21 protein-coding genes are annotated in these 24,668 nt (G+C 62.0%); 11 read left to right on the top strand and 10 right to left on the bottom strand.

Going from position 1 to position 24,668, the window contains the following annotated elements; all coding sequences use genetic code 11:
- Positions 1–7 precede the first annotated feature (7 nt).
- Entirely contained in the window at positions 8–847 is an 840-nt protein-coding gene (locus ACHEXL_RS00630; RefSeq protein ID WP_416560153.1) for a creatininase family protein, read from the bottom strand.
- Between the two features lie 164 nt (positions 848–1,011).
- Between ACHEXL_RS00630 and ACHEXL_RS00625 the strand changes: the two genes are divergently transcribed.
- The 3 genes from ACHEXL_RS00625 to priA all read left to right on the top strand — a co-directional run bounded on the left by ACHEXL_RS00625 (position 1,012) and on the right by priA (position 6,954).
- Positions 1,012–3,267 carry a protein-disulfide reductase DsbD family protein gene (locus tag ACHEXL_RS00625; protein ID WP_416561366.1) on the top strand — a complete coding sequence of 752 codons (2,256 nt, stop codon included), beginning with the start codon at positions 1,012–1,014 and terminating at the stop codon, positions 3,265–3,267.
- Positions 3,268–3,335: 68 nt separating this feature from the next.
- Positions 3,336–4,448 (top strand): uroporphyrinogen decarboxylase, encoded by a 1,113-nt coding sequence (gene hemE / locus ACHEXL_RS00620; RefSeq protein WP_416560152.1) that lies wholly within the window; start codon positions 3,336–3,338, stop codon positions 4,446–4,448.
- 400 nt (positions 4,449–4,848) lie between these two features.
- A complete protein-coding gene (priA, locus tag ACHEXL_RS00615; RefSeq protein WP_416560151.1) occupies positions 4,849–6,954 on the top strand; it encodes a replication restart helicase PriA in 2,106 nt (701 codons plus the stop codon).
- Positions 6,955–6,968: 14 nt separating this feature from the next.
- Here the strand turns inward: priA and ACHEXL_RS00610 are convergent, their stop codons facing one another.
- A complete protein-coding gene (locus tag ACHEXL_RS00610) occupies positions 6,969–7,937 on the bottom strand; it encodes an AEC family transporter (RefSeq protein WP_416560150.1) in 969 nt (322 codons plus the stop codon).
- 183 nt (positions 7,938–8,120) lie between these two features.
- Here ACHEXL_RS00610 and ACHEXL_RS00605 point away from each other — a divergent pair, with 183 nt between their 5' ends.
- From ACHEXL_RS00605 to ACHEXL_RS00580, 6 genes are all read left to right on the top strand, one after another.
- Positions 8,121–10,205 (top strand): ATP-dependent helicase, encoded by a 2,085-nt coding sequence (locus tag ACHEXL_RS00605; RefSeq protein ID WP_416560149.1) that lies wholly within the window; start codon positions 8,121–8,123, stop codon positions 10,203–10,205.
- On the top strand, positions 10,202–10,648 hold the full coding sequence (locus tag ACHEXL_RS00600) for a hypothetical protein (protein ID WP_416560148.1): 447 nt from the start codon (positions 10,202–10,204) through the stop codon (positions 10,646–10,648). The genes ACHEXL_RS00605 and ACHEXL_RS00600 overlap by 4 nt, the downstream gene beginning before the upstream one ends.
- 95 nt (positions 10,649–10,743) lie before the next feature.
- A complete protein-coding gene (locus ACHEXL_RS00595; RefSeq protein WP_416560147.1) occupies positions 10,744–11,415 on the top strand; it encodes an energy transducer TonB in 672 nt (223 codons plus the stop codon).
- A gap of 65 nt (positions 11,416–11,480) precedes the next feature.
- Positions 11,481–12,302: a MotA/TolQ/ExbB proton channel family protein gene (locus ACHEXL_RS00590; RefSeq protein ID WP_416560146.1), complete on the top strand. Its 822-nt coding sequence runs from the start codon at positions 11,481–11,483 to the stop codon at positions 12,300–12,302.
- Positions 12,302–12,730: an ExbD/TolR family protein gene (locus ACHEXL_RS00585; RefSeq protein ID WP_416560145.1), complete on the top strand. Its 429-nt coding sequence runs from the start codon at positions 12,302–12,304 to the stop codon at positions 12,728–12,730. The genes ACHEXL_RS00590 and ACHEXL_RS00585 overlap by 1 nt, the downstream gene beginning before the upstream one ends.
- A gap of 19 nt (positions 12,731–12,749) precedes the next feature.
- On the top strand, positions 12,750–13,178 hold the full coding sequence (locus tag ACHEXL_RS00580; RefSeq protein WP_416560144.1) for an ExbD/TolR family protein: 429 nt from the start codon (positions 12,750–12,752) through the stop codon (positions 13,176–13,178).
- Positions 13,179–13,238: 60 nt separating this feature from the next.
- Here the strand turns inward: ACHEXL_RS00580 and ACHEXL_RS00575 are convergent, their stop codons facing one another.
- The 8 genes from ACHEXL_RS00575 to ACHEXL_RS00540 form a co-directional block, all read right to left on the bottom strand.
- Positions 13,239–14,225, bottom strand: a complete 987-nt coding sequence (locus ACHEXL_RS00575; protein ID WP_416560143.1) for a tripartite tricarboxylate transporter substrate-binding protein — start codon at positions 14,223–14,225, stop codon at positions 13,239–13,241.
- A 160-nt stretch (positions 14,226–14,385) separates the two neighbouring features.
- On the bottom strand, positions 14,386–15,642 hold the full coding sequence (locus tag ACHEXL_RS00570; RefSeq protein ID WP_416560142.1) for a phenylacetate--CoA ligase family protein: 1,257 nt from the start codon (positions 15,640–15,642) through the stop codon (positions 14,386–14,388).
- Positions 15,643–15,695: 53 nt separating this feature from the next.
- A complete protein-coding gene (locus ACHEXL_RS00565) occupies positions 15,696–16,505 on the bottom strand; it encodes an ABC transporter ATP-binding protein (protein WP_416560141.1) in 810 nt (269 codons plus the stop codon).
- Between the two features lie 136 nt (positions 16,506–16,641).
- Positions 16,642–17,979, bottom strand: coding sequence for an ABC transporter substrate-binding protein (locus ACHEXL_RS00560; RefSeq protein ID WP_416560140.1), 1,338 nt, complete (start codon positions 17,977–17,979; stop codon positions 16,642–16,644).
- Between the two features lie 61 nt (positions 17,980–18,040).
- Positions 18,041–19,117 carry a branched-chain amino acid ABC transporter permease gene (locus ACHEXL_RS00555; RefSeq protein WP_416560139.1) on the bottom strand — a complete coding sequence of 359 codons (1,077 nt, stop codon included), beginning with the start codon at positions 19,115–19,117 and terminating at the stop codon, positions 18,041–18,043.
- A gap of 12 nt (positions 19,118–19,129) precedes the next feature.
- Positions 19,130–20,059 carry a branched-chain amino acid ABC transporter permease gene (locus ACHEXL_RS00550; RefSeq protein WP_416560138.1) on the bottom strand — a complete coding sequence of 310 codons (930 nt, stop codon included), beginning with the start codon at positions 20,057–20,059 and terminating at the stop codon, positions 19,130–19,132.
- A 12-nt stretch (positions 20,060–20,071) separates the two neighbouring features.
- Positions 20,072–20,854, bottom strand: coding sequence for an ABC transporter ATP-binding protein (locus ACHEXL_RS00545; protein ID WP_416560137.1), 783 nt, complete (start codon positions 20,852–20,854; stop codon positions 20,072–20,074).
- Positions 20,851–22,797, bottom strand: coding sequence for an AMP-dependent synthetase/ligase (locus ACHEXL_RS00540; protein WP_416560136.1), 1,947 nt, complete (start codon positions 22,795–22,797; stop codon positions 20,851–20,853). The genes ACHEXL_RS00545 and ACHEXL_RS00540 overlap by 4 nt, the downstream gene beginning before the upstream one ends.
- Positions 22,798–22,953: 156 nt before the next feature.
- Between ACHEXL_RS00540 and ACHEXL_RS00535 the strand changes: the two genes are divergently transcribed.
- Complete coding sequence (locus ACHEXL_RS00535; protein ID WP_416560135.1) at positions 22,954–23,661, top strand: Crp/Fnr family transcriptional regulator; 708 nt, start codon at positions 22,954–22,956, stop codon at positions 23,659–23,661.
- A gap of 66 nt (positions 23,662–23,727) precedes the next feature.
- Positions 23,728–24,636 (top strand): pseudouridine synthase, encoded by a 909-nt coding sequence (locus ACHEXL_RS00530; protein ID WP_416560134.1) that lies wholly within the window; start codon positions 23,728–23,730, stop codon positions 24,634–24,636.
- The last annotated feature ends 32 nt before the right edge of the window (positions 24,637–24,668 follow it).

The raw sequence follows: 24,668 nt of genomic DNA, 5'->3' as shown, positions 1-24,668 counted from the left end.
GCGCCGATCAGCCGACCTGATCGCGCAAGGTGTCCGGCGGCAGCCGGTCGATCTCACCGAGCAACTGCGCCAGCGCCCGCCCGGAGGCGTCCAGCAAGGCCTGGCCTTTTTCCGCCGTGGCCGCCGCCGCGTTGCCCGCCGCGCCCTGGCGGTTGTAGTCCTGCATTTGCCAGCCCAGCTTGGCGCTTTTGCCATTACCCAGGATCTCAAAGCGCTCGGCGCGGTCTTGCGAGGTGGACCGGAAGTTTTGCGCCTGGTCCATGCGCACCGCACCGGGCCGCAGCGCCAGCATCATCGAGGTTTCGGTGTCCCCCGCGTGCACGCCAAAGCGGTGTTCCTCTGGGCTGAAAAGCGCATTCACATCAGAGCCCTGTGCGTCGCGCAGCGGCAGATTGAACCAGCTCACGCTGTAGACCAGCATGCCCAGCCGGGCCCGCAGGTCCCGCGCCACGATGTCCATCACGCTGACCTGCCCGCCGTGCGCGTTGAGCAAGACCAGTTTCTTCACGCCGCTGGCCGCGACCGACTCGCCCATGTCGGTCCACAAGCGGATCACGGTCTCGGCCTTGAGCGTCAAGGTGCCGGCAAAACGGGCATGCTCGGGGCTCAGGCCCACCGTCTGGGTGGGCAAGAACAAAGCGGGCAAATCGGCGGGTAAATGGGGCAAACAAGCGGCCACCACGCCATTGACCAGATCGGTGTCGACCGAGAGCGGCAGGTGCGGGCCATGTTGCTCGGTGGCGGCCACGGGCAGGACGGCGATCACCCGATCCATGGCACGGCCCGTTGCCAAGGCCTGAAAATCGGTGGTGGTCCAGTCGGCCCAAAAACGCGAAGGGTTTTGCATGGCAGGCATCTTAATGGAGCCGGGGCGTGTACAGTGCCTCTCGCACAAGGCCAAGCCCCAAGGGTTTGGCGCAAAAAAGAAGGATGGGTGTGAAAGTTTCCGTGTTTGACCGTGGTTTGGCCTCGCTTGGGCGCCAGCTCGCCTGGCTGGTCTGGTTCGCCTTTATGGCGGCCTGCGTGCCCAGCTTGGCGCAGACGGGCGCTCTTTTTTCATCCAAGTCCGCCGTCAGCACGACTGGCACCGCCGCTTTGTTGGCCAGCGCCAGCCCTGTGGTCAGCACCGAGCAGGTGCGGGCCGAATTGCTGGCGCACGCCCCCCAGGGCATCCAGGCGGGACAAACCTTCTGGCTGGGCCTGCAGATCGAGCACCAGCCGCATTGGCACACCTACTGGCAAAACCCGGGCGACTCTGGCTTGCCCACCCGGCTGCAATGGCGGCTGCCCGCAGGCTTGCAGGCGGGTGACATCGCCTGGCCCCTGCCCAAAAAAATCCCGATTGGCACGCTGGCCAATTACGGCTACGAGGGCCGTCTTTTGCTGGCCGTACCCATCACGGTGTCAGCCGGATTCCAGTTCCCGGCCTCGGGCAGCTTGCCACTCCAATTGCAAGCCGAGTGGCTGGTGTGCCGCCAGGAATGCATCCCGCAAGAAGGGCGCTTCACCCTTAACCTGGCCTCTGCCGCGCCGCAAAAAGCGCACGCGGCTTTGTTTGAGGCCAGCCAAAAACTCAGCCCCCAGACCCTGCCTCAACTGCAGCAAGGCGGCAGCTGGATCACCGGGGGACAAACCCAGCTGTCGGACGACGGCCAACAGCTGAGCTTGCGCGTGCACGGCCTGCCTGCCAGCTGGCGCGGTCAGACGCTCAGCGCCTTCCCCGTTACGGCCAGCGTGGTGCACAACGCGGCCGTACAAGGCAAGGACTGGACACAAAGCTGGCAAGGCGCGGTCTGGCGTGCCCAAATTCCGGTGTCGCCAGAGCGCGGCGACAGCCCCGCATCGATGCGCTGGGTGATCGCAGCGGGGCCAGAGTCGGCGCCCCAAGCGCCTGCTTTTGACATCGACACCCCCGTGCAAGGCACCTGGCCCGCACTGACAACAGCTGCGCCCGCCGAGATTTCGCCCGCCTTGGCCAAAGCACTGGCCGAGAACGCCCGCGCGGCTGAAAAGCCAGCGACCTCCACCACCGCCTTGGGCCTGGCGCTGGCCATCCTGGGCGCGCTGGTCGGCGGCTTGCTGCTCAACCTCATGCCCTGCGTGTTTCCGGTACTGGCCATCAAGGTGCTGGGTTTTGCTCAAGGCCACACCTCGCAGACCCCACACCGCGCTGCCGGCATGGCCTACACGGCGGGTGTGGTCATCTCCTTCGTGCTGCTGGGCGGGCTGATGCTCGCCTTGCGGGCTGCGGGCGAGCAACTGGGCTGGGGCTTTCAGCTGCAGTCGCCGCCTGTGGTGGCCGGATTGGCGCTCTTGTTCACCCTGCTCGGCCTGAACCTGGCGGGTGTTTTTGAATTTGGGCAGATGCTGCCCAGCAGCCTGGCCACGCTGCAAAGCCGCCACCCGACGGTGAACGCCGGTTTGTCGGGCGTGCTGGCCGTGGCTGTGGCCTCGCCCTGCACCGCGCCCTTTATGGGCGCGTCGCTGGGCCTGGCGATCGCGCTGCCCGTTTGGCAAGCGCTCAGCGTGTTTGCCGCCATGGGGGTGGGGATGGCTTTGCCGTATCTGGCGGCCAGCTGGTGGCCGGGCATCGCCCGCGCCCTGCCGCGCCCTGGGCCCTGGATGGTGACTTTCCGTCAGGCCATGGCGTTCCCAATGTTCGCCACCGTCATCTGGCTGCTGTGGGTGCTGGGGCAACAAACCGGCATCGACGGTGCCAGCGGCTTGCTGGCCTTGCTGCTCACGGTGGCCAGCTTGGTCTGGGCGCTGGGCCTTGCAGGCCGCACACGCTGGGTCATCAGCGGTCTGGCCCTGGCCACCTTGCTGTGGCTGGGCAGCAGCTGGTTGCCTTTGGTTTTGCGCGAAGCGCCTGCCATCACCGCCTCGGCCTCACCGGCCAGCAACACGGCCACTGACACAGCCACCTGGCAAGCCTGGTCAGCAGCAGATGTACAGACCCAACTGGCCGCTGGCCGCCCGGTGTTTGTGGACTTCACCGCCGCCTGGTGCGTGACCTGTCAGTACAACAAGAAAACCACGCTGGCCGATGAACGTGTGTTGGCCGACTTTGCGGCCAGGCAAGTGGTGCTGATGCGGGCCGACTGGACCCGGCGCGACCCGGCCATCACGCAGGCCCTCACGGCACTGGGCCGCAGCGGCGTCCCGGTTTATGCCCTGTATGCACCCGGCCGTGCGCCGGTGCTCTTGTCAGAGTTGCCCAGCGTGGCTGAAGTCCAAACCGCCTTGCAAGGACTTCCAGCGCGTTAAGCCACACTTGCCGCAGCGAACATCCCGCTCGCGAATTCTCTGAAAGAGACGCCTGCCACAATAAGGGCATGACCTCCTTCGCCCCCCTGCAAAACGACACCTTCCTGCGCGCTTGCCTGCGCCAGGCCACCGACCACACCCCCGTCTGGCTCATGCGCCAGGCCGGGCGCTACCTGCCCGAGTACTGCGCCACCCGCGCCAAGGCCGGCAGCTTCATGGGCCTGGCCACCAACGTCGACTACGCCACCGAAGTGACCCTGCAACCCCTCGAGCGTTACCCGCTGGATGCCTCCATCCTGTTCAGCGACATCCTCACCGTGCCTGACGCCATGGGCTTGGGCTTGTCTTTCGCCCAAGGCGAAGGCCCGCGCTTTGCCAAAAACGTGCGCGACGAAGCCGCTGTGGCAGACCTCGCCGTGCCCGACATGAACAAGCTGCGCTACGTGTTCGACGCGGTGACGTCGATTCGCAAAGCCCTGAACGGCCGCGTGCCGCTCATCGGCTTTTCTGGCAGCCCCTGGACGCTGGCTTGCTACATGGTCGAGGGTGCGGGTTCGGACGATTACCGGCATGTGAAGACCCTGATGTACAGCCGCCCGGATTTGATGCACCGCATCCTGGAAATCAACGCCGACGCCGTGGCCCTGTACTTGAATACCCAAATCGAAGCAGGCGCCCAAGCGGTCATGATCTTTGACAGCTGGGGCGGCGTGCTGGCCGATGGGGCCTTCCAGCAGTTCAGCCTGGCCTACACCGCCCGCGTTCTGAGCCAACTGAAAACCGAACACAACGGCCAACGCATCCCCAGCATCGTGTTCACCAAGGGCGGCGGCCTGTGGCTGCCCGAGATGGCGGGCCTGACCTGCGACGTGCTGGGCCTGGACTGGACCATGAACCTGGGCCGCGCCCGGGCTCTCGTGGGCGGCCAAGTGGGCGGCCCCGGCAAGGCGCTACAAGGCAATATCGACCCGAACATCCTGTTTGCGCCACCCGCACAGATCGCGACCGAGGTGCACCGGGTGCTCGACAGCTTTGGCAAGCCGCACACCGACACCTCCCAAACCGGCCCCACGCACATCTTCAACCTGGGCCACGGCATCAGCCAGTACACCCCACCCGAGCATGTGACGGCGCTGGTCGAGGCGGTGCACAGCCATTCAAGGGCCATGCGCCAAAAGTGAGCGTGGAATGTGCGAAGGGGAATCCACTATTAGCATATAAAAACAGCGATTCAAGCCATTTTTTTGCAAAATAAATGGCTTCCCGCGCTTGACTTATGCACAAAAGTAAACCCTCGTCATCACACCCTTCACTTGCTGCACAGCAGCAAACCAGATACACCCCCCACTTCGCAAGCTATTGATTTTATTGGTCTTTTTATCTTGCACATTGGATGTGCAATTTGTCGGAAGGCTTGATTTTCAAGGCTTCCAGCGCATCCGGACCAGGTTTTCAACAAAGTTATCCACAGTTTTTTTGGATGATGCTCAAAGTGCTGAAAAATCAACGACTTACATCTTGTTTCAAGAAATCAGCTAACCTCCAATTTTGTCAAATTCACCTCGAATCACCGGGAACCATGTGAGCACTCACCAGTGGATCGACGTTGCCGTCCAGACCCCGGCCCACAGCCAGGTGGGGGGGCTGTTGAGCTACCGCAGCCCTTTTTTGGTGCATCCAGGCCAACTGGTGCGTGTGCCATTAGGCCAGCGCGAGGTGCTGGGTGTCGTTTGGGCCGTGCGCGATGCCGCGCCCTCCGACATGCCCGCCTCGGCCGTGCGCGATGTACTGAGCGTGCTCGAAGGCTTGGCCCCGCTCAATGAGGCTTGGCGGCAATTGGTGCAGTTCTCGGCCCAGTATTACCAGCGCTCGCTGGGCGAGGTGGCCCTGTCGGCCCTGCCGCCCCAGCTGCGCGACCTGACCAGCGAACAACTGGGGCGTCGCCTGAAAAAGCAAAACAGCGACCGCGCCGTGCAAACCACACCAGGCCCAGTCCTCTCACCCGAGCAAAGCGCCGTACTGGAACAGATGGCCCAGGGCACCGGGCCGTTTTTGCTGTTTGGCAGCACCGGCAGCGGCAAGACCGAGGTGTATTTGCAAGCGGTGGAGCGCATGCTGGCCACCGACCCACAGGCCCAGGCGCTGCTCATGGTGCCCGAGATCAACCTCACGCCCCAGCTGGAGGAACGGGTGCAAGCCCGTTTTGGCACCGAGGCGGTGGTGGCCATGCACAGCGGCATGACGCCCGCCCAGCGCCTCAAAGCCTGGCTGGCCGCGCACGCAGGCCACGCCCGCATCGTGCTGGGCACGCGCATGGCGATTTTTGCGTCCATGCCGCACCTGAAGCTCATCGTGGTCGATGAAGAACACGACCCGAGCTACAAACAGCAAGAAGGCGCACGCTACTCGGCCCGCGACTTGGCCGTGTACCGGGGCCGCCTGCACAGCGCGCCCGTGCTGCTGGCCTCGGCCACGCCATCGCTCGAGAGCTGGCACCACAGCCGCCCGGCCACTGAGGGCGACCCAGGCGGTCGTTACCAGCGCCTGCTCATGCCCTCCCGCATTGGCACCGGCCTGCTGCCCAAAGTGCGCCGGGTCGACATGAACAAACAACCCCGCCGCACGGTGCTGTCTGCGCCTTTGGTGGCCGCCATCCAGGAGCGGGTGAAGCGCGGCGAGCAATGCATGCTGCTGCTCAACCGCCGCGGCTATGCGCCCGTACTGCACTGCGCCGACTGCGGCTGGAAAAGCGAATGCAAACACTGCAGCGCGTTCCGGGTGTTTCACAAGATTGACCGCACCCTGCGCTGCCACCACTGCGGTCTGACCGAGCGCGTGCCCCGCGCCTGCCCCGAGTGCGGCAACGCCGACATCGCGCCGATTGGCCGGGGCACCGAACAACTCGAGGAACACTTGGGCGAATTGCTCGCGCATGTGTTGCGCCCCGACGGCACGCCCGTGCGCATCGCCCGCATCGACGCCGACAGCACACGCCTCAAAGGCGCGCTGGAAAGCCAGCTGGCGCAGGTGCACTCAGGCGAAGTGGATGTGCTGGTGGGCACGCAAATGATCGCCAAAGGGCACGACTTTCGGCGCATCACCTTGGTGGCCGCCGTCAACCCGGACACGGCGCTGTTTTCGAGCGACTTTCGGGCCCCAGAGCGGCTGTTTGCGCTGCTCATGCAGGCGGCAGGACGCGCCGGGCGCGACGCCGCGCAAAGCGCCACCAGCGAGATGTGGGTGCAAACCTTTCACCCCACACACCCGCTGTTTGAAGCCCTGAAAAAACACGACTACCCGGCCTTTGCCGCCAGCGAATTGGCCGAACGCACCGCCGCCGACCTGCCGCCCATCAGCCACCAGGCCCTGCTGCGCGCCGACGCCCGCACCCAGGAAGCCGCCCAAGCCCTGCTGAACGCCGCCCGCGAAACGCTGGAAGCCCAACTGAGCGCCGACCCGGCGACCGCCGACCTGGTGCTGCAGGTCAGCGTCTATCCGGCTGTGCCCATGAGCATGCAGCGTGTGGCCGATGTGGAACGCGCCCAGATGCTGCTGGAAAGCCCACACCGCATAGCGCTGCAAAAAATGCTGTGGCACCTGCACGGCGTGCTGCACCAGGTACGCAGCCAGCCCGAACACAAAGGCGTGATCCGCTGGCTGGTGGACGTGGACCCACAGGCGATTTGATCGCCCCTGGCGACTCAGTTTTTGAACAACGCCACCGCGCCTGAAAACGTCAAGAACGCCACCGCCGTGGTCACCAAAATGATACGGGCAATGCGGCCGTTGTCCGCGCCCAAGCGCTCAGCCAGCAGCGACACATTGCTGGCGCTGGGCAGGGCAGCGACCAGCACCATCACCTGCAGGGCGAAAGGCTCGATCGGCACGCCCCACTGGATGGCCGTCAAGCCCACCAGCAAAACCAACACCGGATGTAACACCAATTTGATGAGTGAAATCGGCAGGTAATCGACCATGCGCAAAGCGCCATGAGGACGCTCGTGCGCCAGCATTTGCGAGCGGGCCAGCACCGCGCCAATGGTGAACAGCGCCACAGGCGAAGCCGCATCGGCCAGCAAGCTCACGGTTTTGCCGACCGGCCCGATGAGCGCCAAATCCCAAAACGAAAATGCCGCGCCCAGGCTGATGGCCCAAGGCATGGGGTTGCGCAGCACCCCCGCCAGAGCCTTGCGGGCGGCCACCGCCGCACCGTGCTCACCAGCGGCATCCATGCGCGACAAAGCCACGCACAGAGAAGAGGTGATCACCAGGTCCACCACGATGGTCACGATGGCCGGCCCCACTGCCTGCGCACCCAGCAACGCCACCAGCAAGGGCACGCCCATGAAGCCAGTATTGGGAAAGGCCGCCACCAGCGCCCCCAAGGACGCGTCGTTCCAGCGGATACGCTCATTCAGGCTGATGGCAATGCTGAATGCCACGATCAGCAAGGCACAAAACAAATACGTGAAAAACACCCCCGCATCGAGCAACTGGGCAATCGGCGTGTCAGCTCCAAAGCGGAACAACATGCAAGGCAGGGCGAAAAACAGCACAAAACCATTCAGACCAGGAATGGCCTCCAGAGGCAAAAACTTCAACCGGGCAGCACCATAACCGCACAAGACCAAGGCAAAGAAAGGAAAAGTGACACGCAGAATTTCAAGCATGGGCTGATTGTCGGGGTAAACCAGTAGAACCTTCGACCTGCACAGTCGCAGTGCGGACAAGCAAGTCCCGCCCAAAGCAGCGTGAACCACACGCCACCGCCAAAGTGGCAGGCGATCCCGCAAGCCGTACGGCGACCCAAGCCCGCTATGATGGCCCGCTTTGCCCCGATCGCCCCATTCCCCATGTCAGCCGGACTCAACAACGCCCAACTCGAAGCCGTGAACTATGTCTCCGGCCCGTGCCTGGTGCTGGCCGGGGCGGGTTCGGGCAAGACGCGGGTGATCACGCACAAGATCGGCCGCCTGATCGAAGCCGGGCTGGAGCCCAAACGCATCGCCGCCATCACCTTCACCAACAAGGCCGCCGCCGAAATGCGCGAGCGGGCCAAGGACCTGATTGGCAAGGCAGCCAAGGACGTGACGGTGTGCACCTTCCACGCTTTGGGCGTGCGAATCATGCGCGAGGACGGCCATGTGCTGGGCCTGAAGCCGCAGTTCAGCATCATGGACGCGGACGATGTGACCAGCATCCTGAAAGACTGCGGCGGCACCACCGACGCCGCCACCGCACGCCAGTGGCAGTGGACCATCAGCCTGTGGAAAAACATGGGCCTGAACGCCGAGCAGGCCGCAGCCCAAGCGCCTGACGACAACGCCCGGGTGATTGCCCGCATCATGGCGCTGTACGAAGAGCGGCTGACCGCTTACCAAAGCGTGGACTTTGACGATCTGATCGGCATGCCCCTGAAACTGCTGGCCGACTACCCCGAGGTGCGCGAGCGCTGGCAGGCCAAGATGGGCCATGTGCTGGTGGACGAATACCAGGACACCAACGCCACGCAATACGAGGTGCTGAAACACCTGGTGGGCGAGCGGGCCCGCTTCACGGCGGTGGGCGACGACGACCAGTCGATCTACGGCTGGCGCGGCGCGACGCTCGACAACTTGAAGCGGCTGCCCGTGGACTTTCCGAATTTGAAGGTCATCAAGCTGGAGCAGAACTACCGCTCCACCAGCGCCATCTTGCGGGCGGCCAACAACGTGATCCAGCCCAACCCCAAGCTGTTCCCCAAAACGCTGTTTTCGGAGCTGGGTGAGGGCGAGCCGGTGCGCGTGATCGATGCCGTGAACGAAGAGCACGAAGCCGACCGCGCCATTGCCCGCATCCAGTCGATTCGCGGCGGGCAGATCAACCCCTCCAAACACCGCGAATTCAAGGACTTTGCCATCCTGTACCGGGCCAACCACATGGCCCGGCCGTTTGAGCAAGCGCTGCGCCGCGCCAACATTCCGTACAAGGTGTCGGGCGGGCAGAGCTTTTTTGACAAGGCCGAGATCAAGGACCTGTGCGCCTGGTTTCGCCTGTGGATCAACAACGACGACGACCCGGCGTTTTTGCGCGCCATCACCAGCCCCAAGCGCGGCATCGGCCACCAGACGCTGGGCCAGCTGGGCACCTTTGCCACGCAGTACAAACTGAGCCTGTTCGAGGCGCTGTTTGCGGGCAGCCTGCCCAGCGCCGTGAACGCCCGCGCCGTGGCCGGCTTGCACGAGTTTGGCCGCTACATCAACGACCTGGAACACCGTGCGCGCCAAACCCTGGGCAAAGAGGCGGCGCTGGCGTTTCTGCTGGAGTGGCTCCAAGAGATTGGCTACGAATCGCACCTGTACGACGGCGAGGACAACGAAAAAGTGGCCTCGGCCCGCTGGACCAATGTGCTGGAGTTTTGTGACTGGATGGCCGGGCGCTGCGGTGGCGAGATCGAAGACGCCACCGGAACTGAAACCACCGAAACCAAAAACCTGCTGGAGGTGGCGCAGACCATCTCGCTGATCTCCACCCTGAGCGAGCGCGAGAAAGACCAGAACGTGGTGACCCTGTCGACCCTGCACGCCTCCAAGGGCCTGGAATGGCCGCATGTGGTGCTGGTGGGTGTGAACGAGGGCCTGCTGCCTTTCAAACTGGGCGACGACGACACCACGGAGGGGGCGAGCCAGGAGGGCATCTTGCTGCGCCTGCAGGAAGAGCGCCGCCTGATGTACGTGGGCATCACCCGCGCCCAGCGCAGCCTGGCTGTCAGCTGGACCAAACGCCGCAAAAAAGGCCGCGAAACCGTGGCCGCCCTGCCCAGCCGCTTCATTGCCGAAATGCGGCTGGATGAAAAGACCACCCAAGAAGACCCACGCGAAAAACTCAAGGCGCTGCGGGCCGAATTTGCCCAACGCGCAGCAGTCTCTGCAGCGGCGGCAGCGCAAGCCAAAACATGAACCGAACACACGCCTTTTTGAACCGACGCGCCCCAGCCGCTTGGCTGTGCGGCCTGCTGGCCCTGGCCCTGAGTGCCTGCCAGGGGCTGCCCACACGCACGGGTTGCCCCAGTGCCCAGGACATGAGCCCTGACATGCTGCACGGCACCTGGACCGTACAGATCACAGGTGAACCCCTGGGGACTTTGACCTTGGGCCCCCACCCTGAACACACGGGGAGTTTGCGCGGCGAATGGGTCACCGCAACGGCGTCGAAACCTCGCCGAGTAGTGGCCGACCTGGACGACGGCGAGTTCACCCTGGAAGAGACACACGACGGCCAACGCATCGCCGCCACCTGGCTGGGCAACCTGCCCCAGGCGGCTTGTGGGCGTCAAATTCAGGGCCAAAGAACGACAGCAGGTCAGGACACCCGCCCCTTCGTGTTGACCCGCCAGCCCTGACCCCCTGCCCACGCTGGTGAATTGGCCTGCGCCGTCCAAAGGCCACTGTTTTCTCACGCAAAATACAGACCTTCACTCTCAGGGCCTTTGACCAGATGAACGCGTCCACTTACCTTCATGCACCGCCCAAGCGCAAGCTGCTCGGTCTGGCTGGGGTGGTGGTTCTGCATGCCTTGTTGTTTTGGGCCGTCCAGGCGGGCTTGACGCGCACCGTCATTCAAAAAATGCCCACCGTGGTGCAGGCGCTCTTGCTGGAAGAAAAACGGCCCGAAGTGCCGCCCCAGCCCCCATCCCCGCCCGTCCCCCCGCCGCCGGCACCCGCACCTCCACCAAAAACTCCGCCCCCTGCTTTCGTGCCGCCAGCGGTCACACCGGTCGCGGTGACGCCACCCCAGGCCATTGCAGCCGTCAGCGCCGCCGCCCCCACCACCACAACCACGACGGCTGCTGCTGCCACTGCAGCTGTCGCAACGCCAGCGAAAGCACCTGTGCGCACCACAGCAGGCGTCAACATCACCCAGTGTGACAAACCCGATTACCCCAGTGCCTCGAGGCGAATGGAAGAAGAAGGCACCGTGGGCCTGCGTTTCTTGGTGGGCCCCGATGGCAAAGTGATCCAGTCCGAAATTGAAAAAAGCTCTGGCTACAAACGCCTGGACGAGGCGGCACGAGCGGGTTTGGCGAAGTGTCAGTTCAGACCCGCCACCGTCGATGGCAAACCCGAGCAAGCCTGGACCACCATCCAATACGTTTGGCGCCTGGAATAAGACCGCACGCCCCATGCAGACGCTGCTACTACACCGATATGACCAAGTCCCAAGGAAACCTCACCATGTTCAACGCTTTGAAACACAGCCTGCTGGGTGCCGCTTTATGCGCCAGCCTTTTCATGGCGGGCCAAAGTGTGGCGGCCCCCGAGACAGCGGCTGCCACGCCCGTCACCGCCAACAGCCCAGCCATCCCCACAGCGGCCCATTTGGCCCCTGCCGATACCGCCGAAGCCAACCCCTACGGCCTGGGCGCCTTGTGGGCCCAGGGTGACGCCGTGGCCAAGGGCACCTTGCTGATTTTGGTGCTCATGAGCATGGGCAGCTGGTACGTGATCTTCACCAAATTCACCGCGCAATCGAAACTGCGCCAATTCGCCAAAACAGCGCAGGCCAACTTCTGGACCGCCGGCTCTGTGCGCCAAGCGGCCGATGCGCTGGAGCCGGACAGCCCCTTTCGGTTCATTGCCGAAAAAGGTCTGGAAGGCGCCTCCAAACACGAGGGTCTGTTGGGCAATGTGGACTTCAACACCTGGGTGACCATGAGCATCCAACGGGCCATGGGCACGGTGCAAAGCCGCCAGCAAGACGGCTTGGCGGTGCTGGCCACGGTGGGCTCTACCGCGCCCTTCGTCGGCTTGTTCGGCACCGTCTGGGGCATCTACCATGCCCTGGTCAAGATCGGCATGTCGGGGCAGGCCAGCATTGACAAAGTAGCCGGTCCTGTGGGCGAAGCGTTGATCATGACCGCGATTGGCCTGGCCGTGGCCGTGCCGGCGGTGCTGGGCTACAACTGGCTGGTGCGACGCAACAAAGCCGTGATGGAAGAAGTCAATGCCTTCGGTGCCGACTTGCACGCGGTGCTGCTGGCCTCGGCCAAAAAGTAATGGCCATGAACCTTGGCACCACACTGGGCACACAAGACGATGACGAGGTCATCGGCACCATCAACACCACCCCGCTGGTGGACGTGATGCTGGTGCTGCTGATCATTTTCCTGATCACCATCCCGGTGGTTACCACCTCAGTCAAAGTGGACTTGCCCAAAGAGCAAAACGTGGTCCGCGAGGCCAAGCCCGACACCGTGGTGATTTCAGTCAACCAAGCAGGCCAAATTTTCTTGTACGACACACCGGTCAAAACACCAACCGAGCTGGTCGAGCGGCTGCAAAAATTTGCCGCCATGAAGCCGCAGCCCGATGTGCAGATCCGGGGCGACGCGCAAAGCGCTTTCGAATCGGTGGGGCGTGTCATGTACGCAGTGCAACGCGCAGGCATCACCCAAGTCGGCTTCATCACCGACCCGGCCCGCTGACACAACCGAGGACACCACCATGGCCATGAACCTGGACACCGGCAGCAGCGAAGAACCCGAAGTGATGATGGACATCAACACCACACCCCTGATCGACGTGATGCTGGTGTTGATCATCATGCTGATCATCACCATCCCGCCGCAATTGCACGCGGTCAACCTGGACATGCCTGTGGCCGCTGCCACGCCAAAGCAGGAACCAGCGGTGGTGCGGCTGGACATCGACGCCGACGCCAGCCTGCGCTGGAATGGCCAGCTGCTCGCCGACCGGCAAGCACTGGAGGCTCGACTTGGCGAAGCGGCCGCCTTGCAGCCACAACCGGAGCTGCACATCCGCTCGCATGCCCAAGCCAAGTATGAAGCCACTGCCACCGTGCTGGCCAGTGCGCAGCGGCTGGGCATGACAAAACTGGGCATCGTGGGCACCGAGCGCTTCGCCAGGCCATAAGGCTCAGCGCCAAAGAAAAAGCCGCTCGAAAGCGGCTTTCTCAAAATGGCCAAACCTGACTCAGTCGGCGTACTTGCCCGCTGCGTCCACGGCTGCTTTGATTTTGATCATCTCAGCCGCCACAAACTTCTTGTGCTCAGCCGGGTCGGTGCGGTTGTCGTTCACCACCAAAGCGCCCAAACCTTCGTTCTTTTTGATGAACTCGGGGTCTTTCAGGGCTTTCTTCAGGGCATCGTTCAGGGTCTTGGTGACCGCTGCAGGTGTGCCTTTGGGAGCATACAAACCGTGCCAGATGGTCAGGTTGAAGCCCTTCAAGCCCATCTCTTGCAAGCTGGGGTAGTGCTTGAGCACAGGGTGACCAGACAGCGGTTTGGCGGTGGTGACCGCGAAAGCCTTGACACGACCGCCTTCGATTTGGCTGGTGGTATTGGTGGTCTGGTCACACATCACATCGACCTGGCCACCGATCAGGGCGGTCATGGCGGGTGCGGTGCCGCCAAACGGGATGGTGGTCATCGCGTCTTTGGTCTGCAAGTTGGACTGCCACAAGAGGCCACAGATGTGCGAGGCAGAACCCAGACCCGCGTGGGCGATGTTCAGCTTGCCGGCGTTGGCGCGGATGTAGTTTTCAAAGTCGCGGTAGGTGTTGGCGGGCAGCTGTGGCTTGCCGATCAGGGTCATGGGCACGTCGTTGACCATGCCCAGGAACTCGAAGTCTTCCAGTGGCTTGTAGGAAATTTTGCGATACAACGCTGGCGTGGCGGCCATGCCGATGTGGAACAACAACAGCGTGTGGCCATCGGGGTTGGCCTTGGCGACTTTGCTGGCGCCGATCGTGCCGCCAGCGCCCGCGGCGTTTTCGACCACGAAGTTGCTGCCGGGAATCTGCTTGCGCATGGCTTCAGCCAAGTCGCGTGCCACGCGGTCGGTGGGGCCGCCCGCGGTAAAGGGCACCACGATCGACACTGGCTTGGAGCCAGGGAAATTCTGGGCTTGCGCCCCCACAGACACGGCTGCCAAGGCGGCCAAAGCGATCCATTGCTTCATCTCACACTCCTAAAATTGACTAAACAGTTTAAAACTTCGAGAGTGTCACGAAATCGCGGAAACTACTTAGCGGCTAACCCTGGTATGACCTTGATTTCGTTAAGGAATTGAACGGCCTAGCACGTTACAAACGAGACGCATGAATCCAGGAAACAGGGGCTCACTGGTAGCTGCGGGCGTCCTCGATCACCTTGCCATCGTTGGCCAAGCTGCCGGCCTTGACCAGGTGCACCTCGCCACGCAGCTTGGTCACATCGCGCACAGCTTCTGACACACGGGCCTTGAGGGTCTCATCGCTCAGGTGATCGGTCTCAACGTGCAAGGCCATCTGGTCATTGGCCATCTCGCCGGTCACGACCAAACGCGCCTTGCGCACTTCGGGGAAGCGCTTGACGATCTCGGCCACCTGGCCCGGGTGCACAAACATGCCCCGGATCTTGGTGGTCTGGTCGGCGCGGCCCATCCAGCCCTTGATGCGCAAACCTGTTCTGCCCGTGGGGCAGGTGCCGGGCAGGATGGCCGACAAATCGCCTGTGCCAAATCGGATCAGCGGGTAGTCGGGGTTGAGCGTGGTGATGACCAGCTCGCCCACCTCGCCCTCGGGCACCGGGTCGCCGGTGCCGGGGCGCACGATCTCGACGATCACGCCTTCGTCCAGCACCAGGCCTTCACGCGCGGCGGTTTCGTAAGCGATCAGACCGACATCGGCGGTGGCATAACACTGGTAGGCATCGACGCCGTGCGCCGTCATCCAATCGCGCAGGCTGGGCGGAAAGGCCTCGCCCGAGACCAGCGCCTTGCGCAGGCTGGGCAGGGCCACGCCCATCTCGGCAGCTTTTTCAAGAATGATTTTCAGGAAACTGGGCGTGCCGCTGTAGCCTGCCGGTTGCAATTCGGCCATGGCCGTGACTTGCTGCTCGGTCTGACCGATGCCGCCTGGGAACACGGTGCAGCCCAGCGCATGGGCGCCAGTTTCCATCATGGAGCCCGCAGGCGTGAAGTGGTAACTGAAGCAGTTGTGGATCAGCTCGCCCGGGCGAAAGCCAGCCGCGAACAGGGTGCGTGCCATGCGCCAATAATCGGCACGGGTGCCTTCAGGCTCGTAAATCGTGCCGGGGCTGGCAAACACGCGGGTCATACCCCGGCCAAAACCCAGGGTGCTGAAGCCGCCAAACACATTGCCACCGGCCGCACGCGCGGCTTTTTGGCGCTCAAGCAATTCGTATTTGCGGATGACCGGCAATTGGGCCAGCGCGGCCCGGCTGTTGACGCTGGCGGCGTCCACGTCTTTGAGCATTTCGGCAAAGGCCGGTGCGTGCGCTTTGGCATGCGCCACCTGCGCGGGCAAAGCGGCCATCAAGGCGGCTTCACGGACTTCAGGGGCACGCGTTTCCAAGGCATCGAAGTGCTGGGACATGGTTTGCTTTCTGGGGTACTGCTGTGAGAAAGGAGAGTGGGGAAATCAAAGCCTCAAGCCAACCAGCGCTTGCGTCGCTTGTAGCTCTTGACGTCTTTGAAGCTCTTGCGCTCGCCGCCGCCCATGCCCAGGTAAAACTCTTTCACGTCCTCGTTGGTGCGCAGGTCTTCAGCCGCGCCGTCCATCACAATCCGGCCAGACTCCATGATGTAGCCATAGTCGGCGTATTTCAGGGCCATGTTGGTGTTCTGCTCGGCGATCAGGAAGGTGACTTTTTCCTTGTCGTTCAGATCCTTGACGATGTTGAACACCTCTTCCACGATCTGCGGGGCCAAGCCCATCGAGGGCTCATCGAGCAGCACCACGCTGGGGTTGGTCATCAGGGCGCGGCCAATGGCGCACATCTGCTGCTCGCCGCCCGAGGTGTAAGCCGCTTGCGAGGTACGGCGGGTTTTGAGGCGCGGAAAATAGGTGTAGACCTTGTCCAGGTTGGCCGCAATCTCGCCCTTGTCAGTGCGGGTGTAGCTGCCGGTCATCAGGTTTTCTTCGATGGTCAGGTGGGCAAAGCAGTGGCGACCTTCCATGACCTGCACCACACCCCGGTTCACCAAATCGGCAGGGGACAGGTTTTCGATACGCTCGCCGCGCAGCTCAATGGAGCCCTTGGTCACCTCGCCGCGCTCGCCTTTGAGCAGGTTAGAGATGGCCCGCAGCGTGGTGGTCTTGCCCGCGCCGTTACCGCCCAGCAAAGCCACGATACCTTGCTCGGGCACCTGCAGGGACACGCCCTTGAGCACCAGGATGACGTGGTTGTAGATGACCTCGATGCCGTTGACGTTCAGAACAATGTTTTTGTCGCTCATGGACTGTGCCTTTTCTTTACTCTGGGGTTCAAGCCAAATGAAACCGCTGCACGCAAGGGTTTCATGTGGCAGCTGCTGGTGGCGCGAACCACCCTGCAGCTGCAGCCCGCCACTTGCGCAGCGGGCTGTTCACCGATCAGGACTGGCAATCCGCAGGGGTGCGGCGTGTGATCTTCTTCTCGGCGGCGTACTTGTCGGCTGCGGCTTTCACCATGGGCTTGATGATCTGCTCATCGGCCTGGTACCAGTCGCTGCTGAACTGCCACTTGCTGCCGTCCCAGGTGTGGATACGGGCCCAGTTCGCACCCATGTGGTCAGCGCACGAGGTGGAGATGGGACGCAGCACGCCTTTGAAGCCCAAAGCATCCAGCTTGGGTTGGGTCAGGTTCAGGTTTTCATAACCCCAGCGTGCTTGCTCGCCGGTCATGACTTTGCCCTTGCCGTACTTCTCTTGCGCTTGGCGCACACCTTCCACGGCGAACATGGCGCTGAACAAACCGCGCATGTACAGCACATCACCCACTTCGTCCTTCGGGCCTGTACCTTGGCCTTTGGCATGCAACTTGTCCAGCACTTCCTTCACGACAGCCGCGCCTTTTTCGGCACCGTGCTGCATGGTGATGGCGTTGTAGCCCTTGGCACCCATGCCCACGTCCTTGACGTCAGGCTCGGCACCCGCCCACCACACGCCGTAGATTTTTTCGCGGGGGTAGCCGGTCGCTTGCGCTTCTTTGAGCAAGGTGGAGTTCATCACGCCCCAGCCCCAGTTGACGACGTAGTCAGGGCGGTCGCGGCGAATTTGCAGCCAAGTGGACTTTTGCTCCACACCGGGGTGGGTCACAGGCAAGAGGCTCAGCTTGAAGCCGTGCATAGCGGCACGCTCTTGCAAGATCGGGATGGCTTCTTTGCCGAATGGGCTGTCGTGGTAGACCAGCGCGATGTGCTTGCCCTTGAGCTTGTCGGCACCGCCGAGTTTCTTGGCAATGTCCTGGACGATCACGTCACCGGCCACCCAGTAGGTGCCGGCCAAGGGGAAGTTCCACTTGAACACGCCGCCGTCAGCCGATTCGCTGCGGCCGTAGCCAGCAGTGATCAGGGGGATTTTGTCGCCAGGGGCTTTTTCGGTCAGCGCAAAGGTGATGCCGGTGGACAGCGGCTGGAACACGGTCGCGCCGCCGTTCTTGCCCTTCAGGCGCTCATAGCACTCCACGCCGCGGTCGGTGGCGTAGCCGGTTTCGCACTCTTCATAGCTGAGCTTGACGCCGTTGATACCGCCGCGTGCATTGACCAGCTTGAGGTAGTCCACATAGCCGTTGGCAAAAGGCACGCCGTTGGGAGCGTAAGCGCCCGTGCGGTAGACCAGCACGGGGAAAAACTGCTCTTTGGTTTGGGCCGTGGCCACGGTGCTGACCAGCGCACTGGCAAGACCGGCAGCCGCCACCGTGGTGGCCAAAGCGAGTTGACGAAGCTTCATGGTTTGTCTCCTGTTAAAAAAGGGAAGCACTTGGGAAAAACACTTGTGAAAATCGCTGGGCTCAGTGCGGGAAAGGCCACAGACGCAGCTTTTGCTTGGCCACCGACCACAACTTGGCCAGGCCATGCGGCTCCACGATCAGGAACCACACAATCAGGGCACCAAAGATCATGAATTCGGTGTGAGAGACGGCTGCGGTCGAGATGCTGACACCGACCAGATCACCCGCCCAGGGCAAGAACTGGTTAAGGAAAATCGGCAAGACCACGATGAAAGCCGCACCAAAGAAGCTGCCCATGATGGAGCCCATGCCGCCAATGATGACCATGAACAACAGCTGGAACGAACGGTCGATCGAGAAAGCCGCTGGCTCCCACGAACCCAGGTGCACAAAACCCCACAGGCCGCCGGCCACACCCACAATGAACGAGCTCACGGCAAAGGCGCTGAGCTTGGCGTACACCGGCCGAATGCCGATCACCGCCGCTGCCACATCCATGTCGCGGATGGCCATCCACTCACGGCCAATGGCCGAGCGCACCAGGTTTTTGGCAAGCAAGCCGAACACAACCAAAAAGACCAGACAGAACAAATACTTTTGCAGCGGGGTGTCGATGGACCAGCCCAACACATTCAGGTTGGAGACCGAGACCGAACCCGAGGCGTTGTTGTTGGTGAACCAGCCAATGCGCAGGAAAGCCCAATCGCAAAAGAACTGCGCCGCCAACGTGGCCACCGCCAAATACAAGCCCTTGACGCGCAAGCTGGGGATACCGAAAAACATGCCCACCAGGGTGGCAAAAAAGCCCCCGGCCAGCAGCGCCACGATCAGCGGCATGCCCTCAATGCGGATGTAGGTGTTGTAGGCCATGTAGGCCCCCACCGCCATGAACGCACCCGAACCCAAGGAAATTTGACCGCAGTAACCGACCAGAATGTTCACCCCCAAAGCTGCCAGCGACAGGATCAGGAATGGGATCAAGATGGCGCGGAACATGTATTCATCGGCAATGAAGGGCACGCCGATGAAGGCGAAGGCGACGAGCGCCAGAATGGCCCAGCGGTCTTGTGCAATCGCAAAGATCTGCTGGTCGCTGCGGTAAGAGGTCTTGAACTGACCGTTTTCTCTGTAGAACATGTTTTCCTCTCCTTACACGCGGTCGATGATTTTTTCGCCGAACAGGCCTTGCGGACGGAACAGCAAGAACACCAGCGCCAGCACATAAGCGAACCAAATTTCAATGCCGCCGCCCACATAGGGGCCGAGGTACACCTCGGACAGTTTCTCGCCCACACCGATGATCAGGCCACCGATGATGGCGCCCGGCACCGAGGTCAGGCCACCCAAAATGATCACCGGCAGTGCCCGCAAAGCCACGGTGGTCAACGAGAACTGCACGCCCATCTTGGAGCCCCAGATGATGCCGGCCACCAAGGCGGTGATGCCCGCCACAAACCAGACGATCACCCAGATGCGGTTCAGTGGGATACCAATCGACTGCGCCGCCTGGTGGTCATCGGCCACCGCACGGAGGGCGCGGCCAGTGCTGGTTTTTTGGAAGAACAACGACAAGACCACCACCAGCAAGGCCGCAATACAGGCCGCGTAAACGTCTTCCAGATTGACCAGCACACCCCCTTGGAAAATCGAATCAAACAGGAAGATCGGGTCCTTGGGCATGCCCACATCGATCTTGTAAATGTCGCTGCCAAAGATGGTCTGGCCCAGGCCGTCCAGGAAATAGGTGATGCCCAGGGTTGCCATCAGCAACGTCACGCCCTCTTGGTTGACCAGGTGACGCAGCACCAGGCGCTCGATCAGCCAGGCCAGCACGAACATGATGGCGGCCGACAGCACAAAGGCGATCAGGTTACCCAGGAACTTGTCTTCGATGCCCAGCCAACCGGGCATCCACTCCGAAAAACGCGCCATGGCCAAAGCCGCGAACAGCACCATCGCGCCTTGAGCGAAGTTGAACACGCCAGAGGCCTTGAAAATCAGCACAAAGCCCAGCGCTACCAGCGCGTAGAGCATGCCGGCCATGAGGCCACCCAAAAGAGCTTCCAGAAAAAATGCCATGTCTTGTTCTCCTCAGTGGCTGGTGCCCAGATAGGCACTGATCACTTCTTCGTTGTTGCGCACTTCTTCGGGTGTGCCGTCGCCGATTTTTTTGCCATAGTCCAGCACCACCACGCGGTCGGAGATGTCCATCACCACGCCCATGTCGTGCTCGATCAGCACGATGGTGGTGCCAAATTCATCGTTCACATCCAGAATGAAGCGGCTCATGTCCTGCTTTTCTTCCAGGTTCATGCCGGCCATGGGCTCGTCAAGCAACAACACCTTGGGCTCCATGGCCAGGGCGCGGCCCAGGTCCACCCGCTTTTGCAAGCCATAAGGCAACTGCCCCACAGGCGTTTTGCGAAAAGCCTGGATTTCCAGAAAGTCGATGATGTGCTCGACAAATTCGCGGTGCTCTTCTTCTTCGCGCTGGGCGGGGCCAATGCGCAAGGCCTGCATGAACAGGTTGCTTTTGATGCGCAGGTTGCGACCGGTCATGATGTTGTCGATCACGCTCATGCCCTTGAACAGCGCCAGGTTCTGGAAGGTGCGCGCAATGCCCATTTCGGCCACTTGGCGGCTGTTCATGTGGTCAAACTGCTGACCCCGGAAAGTGATGCTGCCCTCTTGCGGCGTGTACACCCCGTTGATGCAATTGAGCATCGAGCTTTTGCCTGCGCCGTTGGGGCCAATGATGGCGCGCACTTCGTGCTCGCGCACATTGAACGAGATGTCGGTCAGCGCCTTCACACCGCCGAAACGCAAACTGATGTTCTTGACGTCCAGGATGACGTCGCCGATTTTCTTGGTCATGCTGCGGCCTTCACGGGTGTGAATGTTTTGGCGTCGGAAATCTTGAGTGTGGCGCTGACGCTGCCGGTGCGGCCGTCCTCGAACTTCACCACAGTCTCGATGAACTGCTGTGTTTTGCCCTCGTACAGGCCATCCACCAACGGCTTGTATTTGTCGGCAATGAAGCCCCGGCGTACCTTGTTGGTGCGGGTCAACTCGCCGTCGTCGGCGTCCAGCTCTTTGTGCAAAATCAAGAAACGCGAAACCTGGCTGCCCGCCAGCAAAGCGTCTTCGGCCAAGTCGGCGTTGACCTTTTCCACGCACTCTTGGATGAGCTGGTACACCTCGGGCTTTTGCGCCAGATCGGTGTAACCGGCATAAGGCAAGTTGCGGCGCTCGGCCCAGTTGCCCACCGCGTCAAAGTCGATGTTGATCATCACGCACACTTTTTCGCGTTGGTCACCGTAGGCCACCACCTCTTTGATGTGCGGGAAGAACTTGAGTTTGTTCTCCACGTACTTGGGCGCAAACATCGCGCCGTCGTTGGCGCCGCCCTGGATGCGGCCCACGTCTTTGACCCGGTCGATGATCTTGAGGTGCCCGTGGTTGTCGATGAAGCCGGCATCGCTGGTGTGGTACCAACCGTCCGGCGTCAGCACCTCGTCGGTGGCCTTTTGGTTTTTGTAGTAACCCTTGAGCAAACCGGGCGACTTGACCAAGATTTCGCCGTTGTCGGCGACCTTGATTTCCACGCCCTTGCAGGGCACGCCCACGGTATCGGCACGCGCTTGGTTGTCAGGCTGCAAGCAGACAAACACCGCGGTTTCGGTCGAGCCGTACAGCTGCTTGATGTTCACGCCAATCGAGCGGAAGAAGGTGAACAGGTCCGGGCCAATCGCCTCGCCCGCCGTGTAGGCCACGCGCACGCGGCTGAAACCCATGTTGTTGCGCAAGGGGCCGTACACCATGAGGTTGCCCAAGGCATAAGCCATGCGGTCCATCAGGCCCACCGGTTGGCCGTCCATCAAAGCGGGGCCGACTTTTTTGGCCACACCCATGAAATAGTGAAACAGCTTGCGCTTGAAGCTGCCCGCGTCTTCCATGCGAATCATCACGCTGGTCAGCATGCCTTCAAACACACGGGGCGGCGCAAAGTAGTATGTTGGGCCGATCTCTTTCAGGTCGATGGTCACGGTCGCGCCCGACTCGGGGCAGTTGACCACATAGCCGCACACCAGCCACTGCGCATAGCTGAAGATGTTCTGTCCGATCCAGGCGGGCGGCATGTAGGCCAGCACATCTTCCGCGCTGGTCAGCTTGTCAAACTCGGCGCCTGCTTCGGCTCGGTCGATCAAGGAGCTGTGAGTGTGCACCACGCCCTTGGGGTTGCCCGTGGTGCCCGAGGTGAAAAACATCGCCGCCACATCGGTATAGGCTGCTTTTTCAACCTCTTGCGCGTAAAACTGGGGATGCTGCTGCGCAAACACCCCGCCGGCAGCGATCAACTCTTCGAGTGCGCCCAGGCCCTCTTCGGTGTACTTGCGCAGGCCGCGTGGGTCGTCGTAATAAATATGGGTGAGTTGCGGGCACTGCTCACGCACCTCCAGCATTTTGTCGACCTGCTCCTGGTCTTCCACCACGGCAAAGCGCACTTCGGCGTTGGTGATGGGAAACACGCATTCGGCGGCCGCTGCGTCCTGGTACAGAGGCACCGGAATCGCGCCCAGCGACTGCGCGGCCAGCATGGTGGCGTACAGCCGTGGGCGGTTGGAGCCCACCACAATCAGGTGCTCGCCGCGCTGCAAGCCTGCCTGGTGCAAACCACAGGCCACAGACTGGACCAGACGGGCCAGATCGGCCCAAGTGGTGGTTTGCCAAATGCCATATTCCTTCTCGCGCAGTGCGGGCGCTGTGGGGCGCTCGGCAGCGTGCTTGAGCATCAAACGGGGAAACGTTGTTTGCATGACCTGACCTGTCTCCAAAAACGGTGCATCGAATGCAATGCGACTGAACTGGAAGGCATGTTAGGCAGTCATTTGACGCCAAGTTGTCGTTTAGACGACAATTCAGGGAAGACCCCTAGCGCATCTGACCGCTTCCTGACAAACACCACACTCGCCATGGCCCAAGAAAACAGCGTCTACCAGCGTCGCCGAGCACCCACCGAAACCGAGCTGCAGATGATCCCGTGGCTGCACTTGCTCAGCCCGCAAGAGCGCCTAGAAATCGTGCCGCAGCTGGTGGTCAGTGACCCGCAGGTGGGCGACTATGTTTGCCGCGTTGGCCGCCCGGTGACTTTCTGGTTTGGCGTGATCTCGGGCTTGCTGAAAATGAGCAGTGACAACGAAAGCGGCCAGACCATGACCTTCACCGGGGTGCCGCCGGGCGGCTGGTTTGGCGAGGGTACGGCGCTCAAACGCGAGGTTTACCGCTACAACATCCAGGCCTTGCGCCCCAGTGTGGTGGCCGGCATGCCGTTGGAGACCTTTCACTGGTTGATCGATCACTCACTGGGTTTCAACCGTTTCATCATGCAGCAGCTCAATGAACGGCTGGGGCAGTTCATCGCAGCCCGTGAAATGGACCGCATGAACAACCCCGAACTGCGTCTGGCGCGCAACCTGGCGGCCTTGTTCAACCCGGTGCTGTTTTCCGGCGTGGGCGAGGTGCTGCGCATCACCCAGCAAGAGCTGGCCTACCTGGTGGGCCTGTCGCGCCAACGCGTGAACGAGGCGCTGCGCGTGCTGGAAGCGCACCAGCTCATCCGCGTGGAATATGGCGGGCTGAGGATTCTGGATTTGCAGGGGCTGCGCACAGCCCAGTTTTGAGTTGTAAAAGAGGGACAATTAGCGACCGGTCGGTTCGGCCCATTTCAGCTTCTTGAGATACCCCACATGACACAGCCCCCCGCTTTCAAACGCGCCCCCCGCCCTGAAGGCAAAGGCGAGACTGCCGCGCCCAGTGGCACCTCGCGCCTGAACAAACGCATGGCCGAGCTGCGCATGTGCTCACGGCGTGAAGCCGATGCCTGGATCGAGCAAGGTTGGGTCAAAGTCAACGGCCAGCCCGCGACCATGGGCCAACAGGTCACCTTGTCAGACCGCATCACCATTGACAAAGCCGCCGAGCAGCAACAAGACCGGCAAGTGACCATCTTGCTGCACAAGCCCATGGGCTATGTGAGCGGTCAGGCCGAAGACGGGCACGAACCCGCCATCACCCTGATCAACCCACGCAGCCACTGGGCTGGCGACCTGTCCAAACTGCGCTTCACCCCGCCGCACCTGCGCGGGCTGGCTCCGGCCGGGCGGCTCGACATTGATTCGACGGGCCTTTTGGTGCTGACCCAAGACGGCCGCGTGGCGCGCCAGCTGATCGGTGAAGACTCGGAGATGGAAAAAGAATACCTGGTGCGCGTGGCCTACACCGGCCACGAAAACACCGCCGCTGCCACCGCCGCATCGGCCACCTATGGCGGCAAGACCAACCAGCTCACGGCCATCGGCGACTTCGACCGCGTAAGTGCCAACGTACAAGCCGTGTTTCCGAAGGCGCTGCTGGAGCGCCTGCGCCACGGCCTGAGCCTGGACGGCAAACCGCTCAAGCCCGCCAAGGTCGACTGGCAAAACCCCGAGCAACTGCGCTTTGTGCTGACCGAAGGCAAAAAGCGCCAGATTCGACGCATGTGCGAGCAAGTGGGCCTGAAAGTCGTGGGCCTCAAGCGCATTCGCATGGGCGGCGTGCAACTGGGGCAAATGCCACCGGGCACATGGCGCTATCTGGGCCCCAACGAGTCGTTTTAAGGCCCCTTGAAATCTTGCCTAACGCCCCCAGC

Origin of the sequence: Limnohabitans sp. YIMB22184 (assembly GCF_048020265.1) — a bacterium.
Lineage (GTDB): Bacteria > Pseudomonadota > Gammaproteobacteria > Burkholderiales > Burkholderiaceae_C > Limnohabitans_A.
Note: the sequence above shows the minus strand (reverse complement) of the source record. Positions and strands in the feature narration are given on the sequence as shown.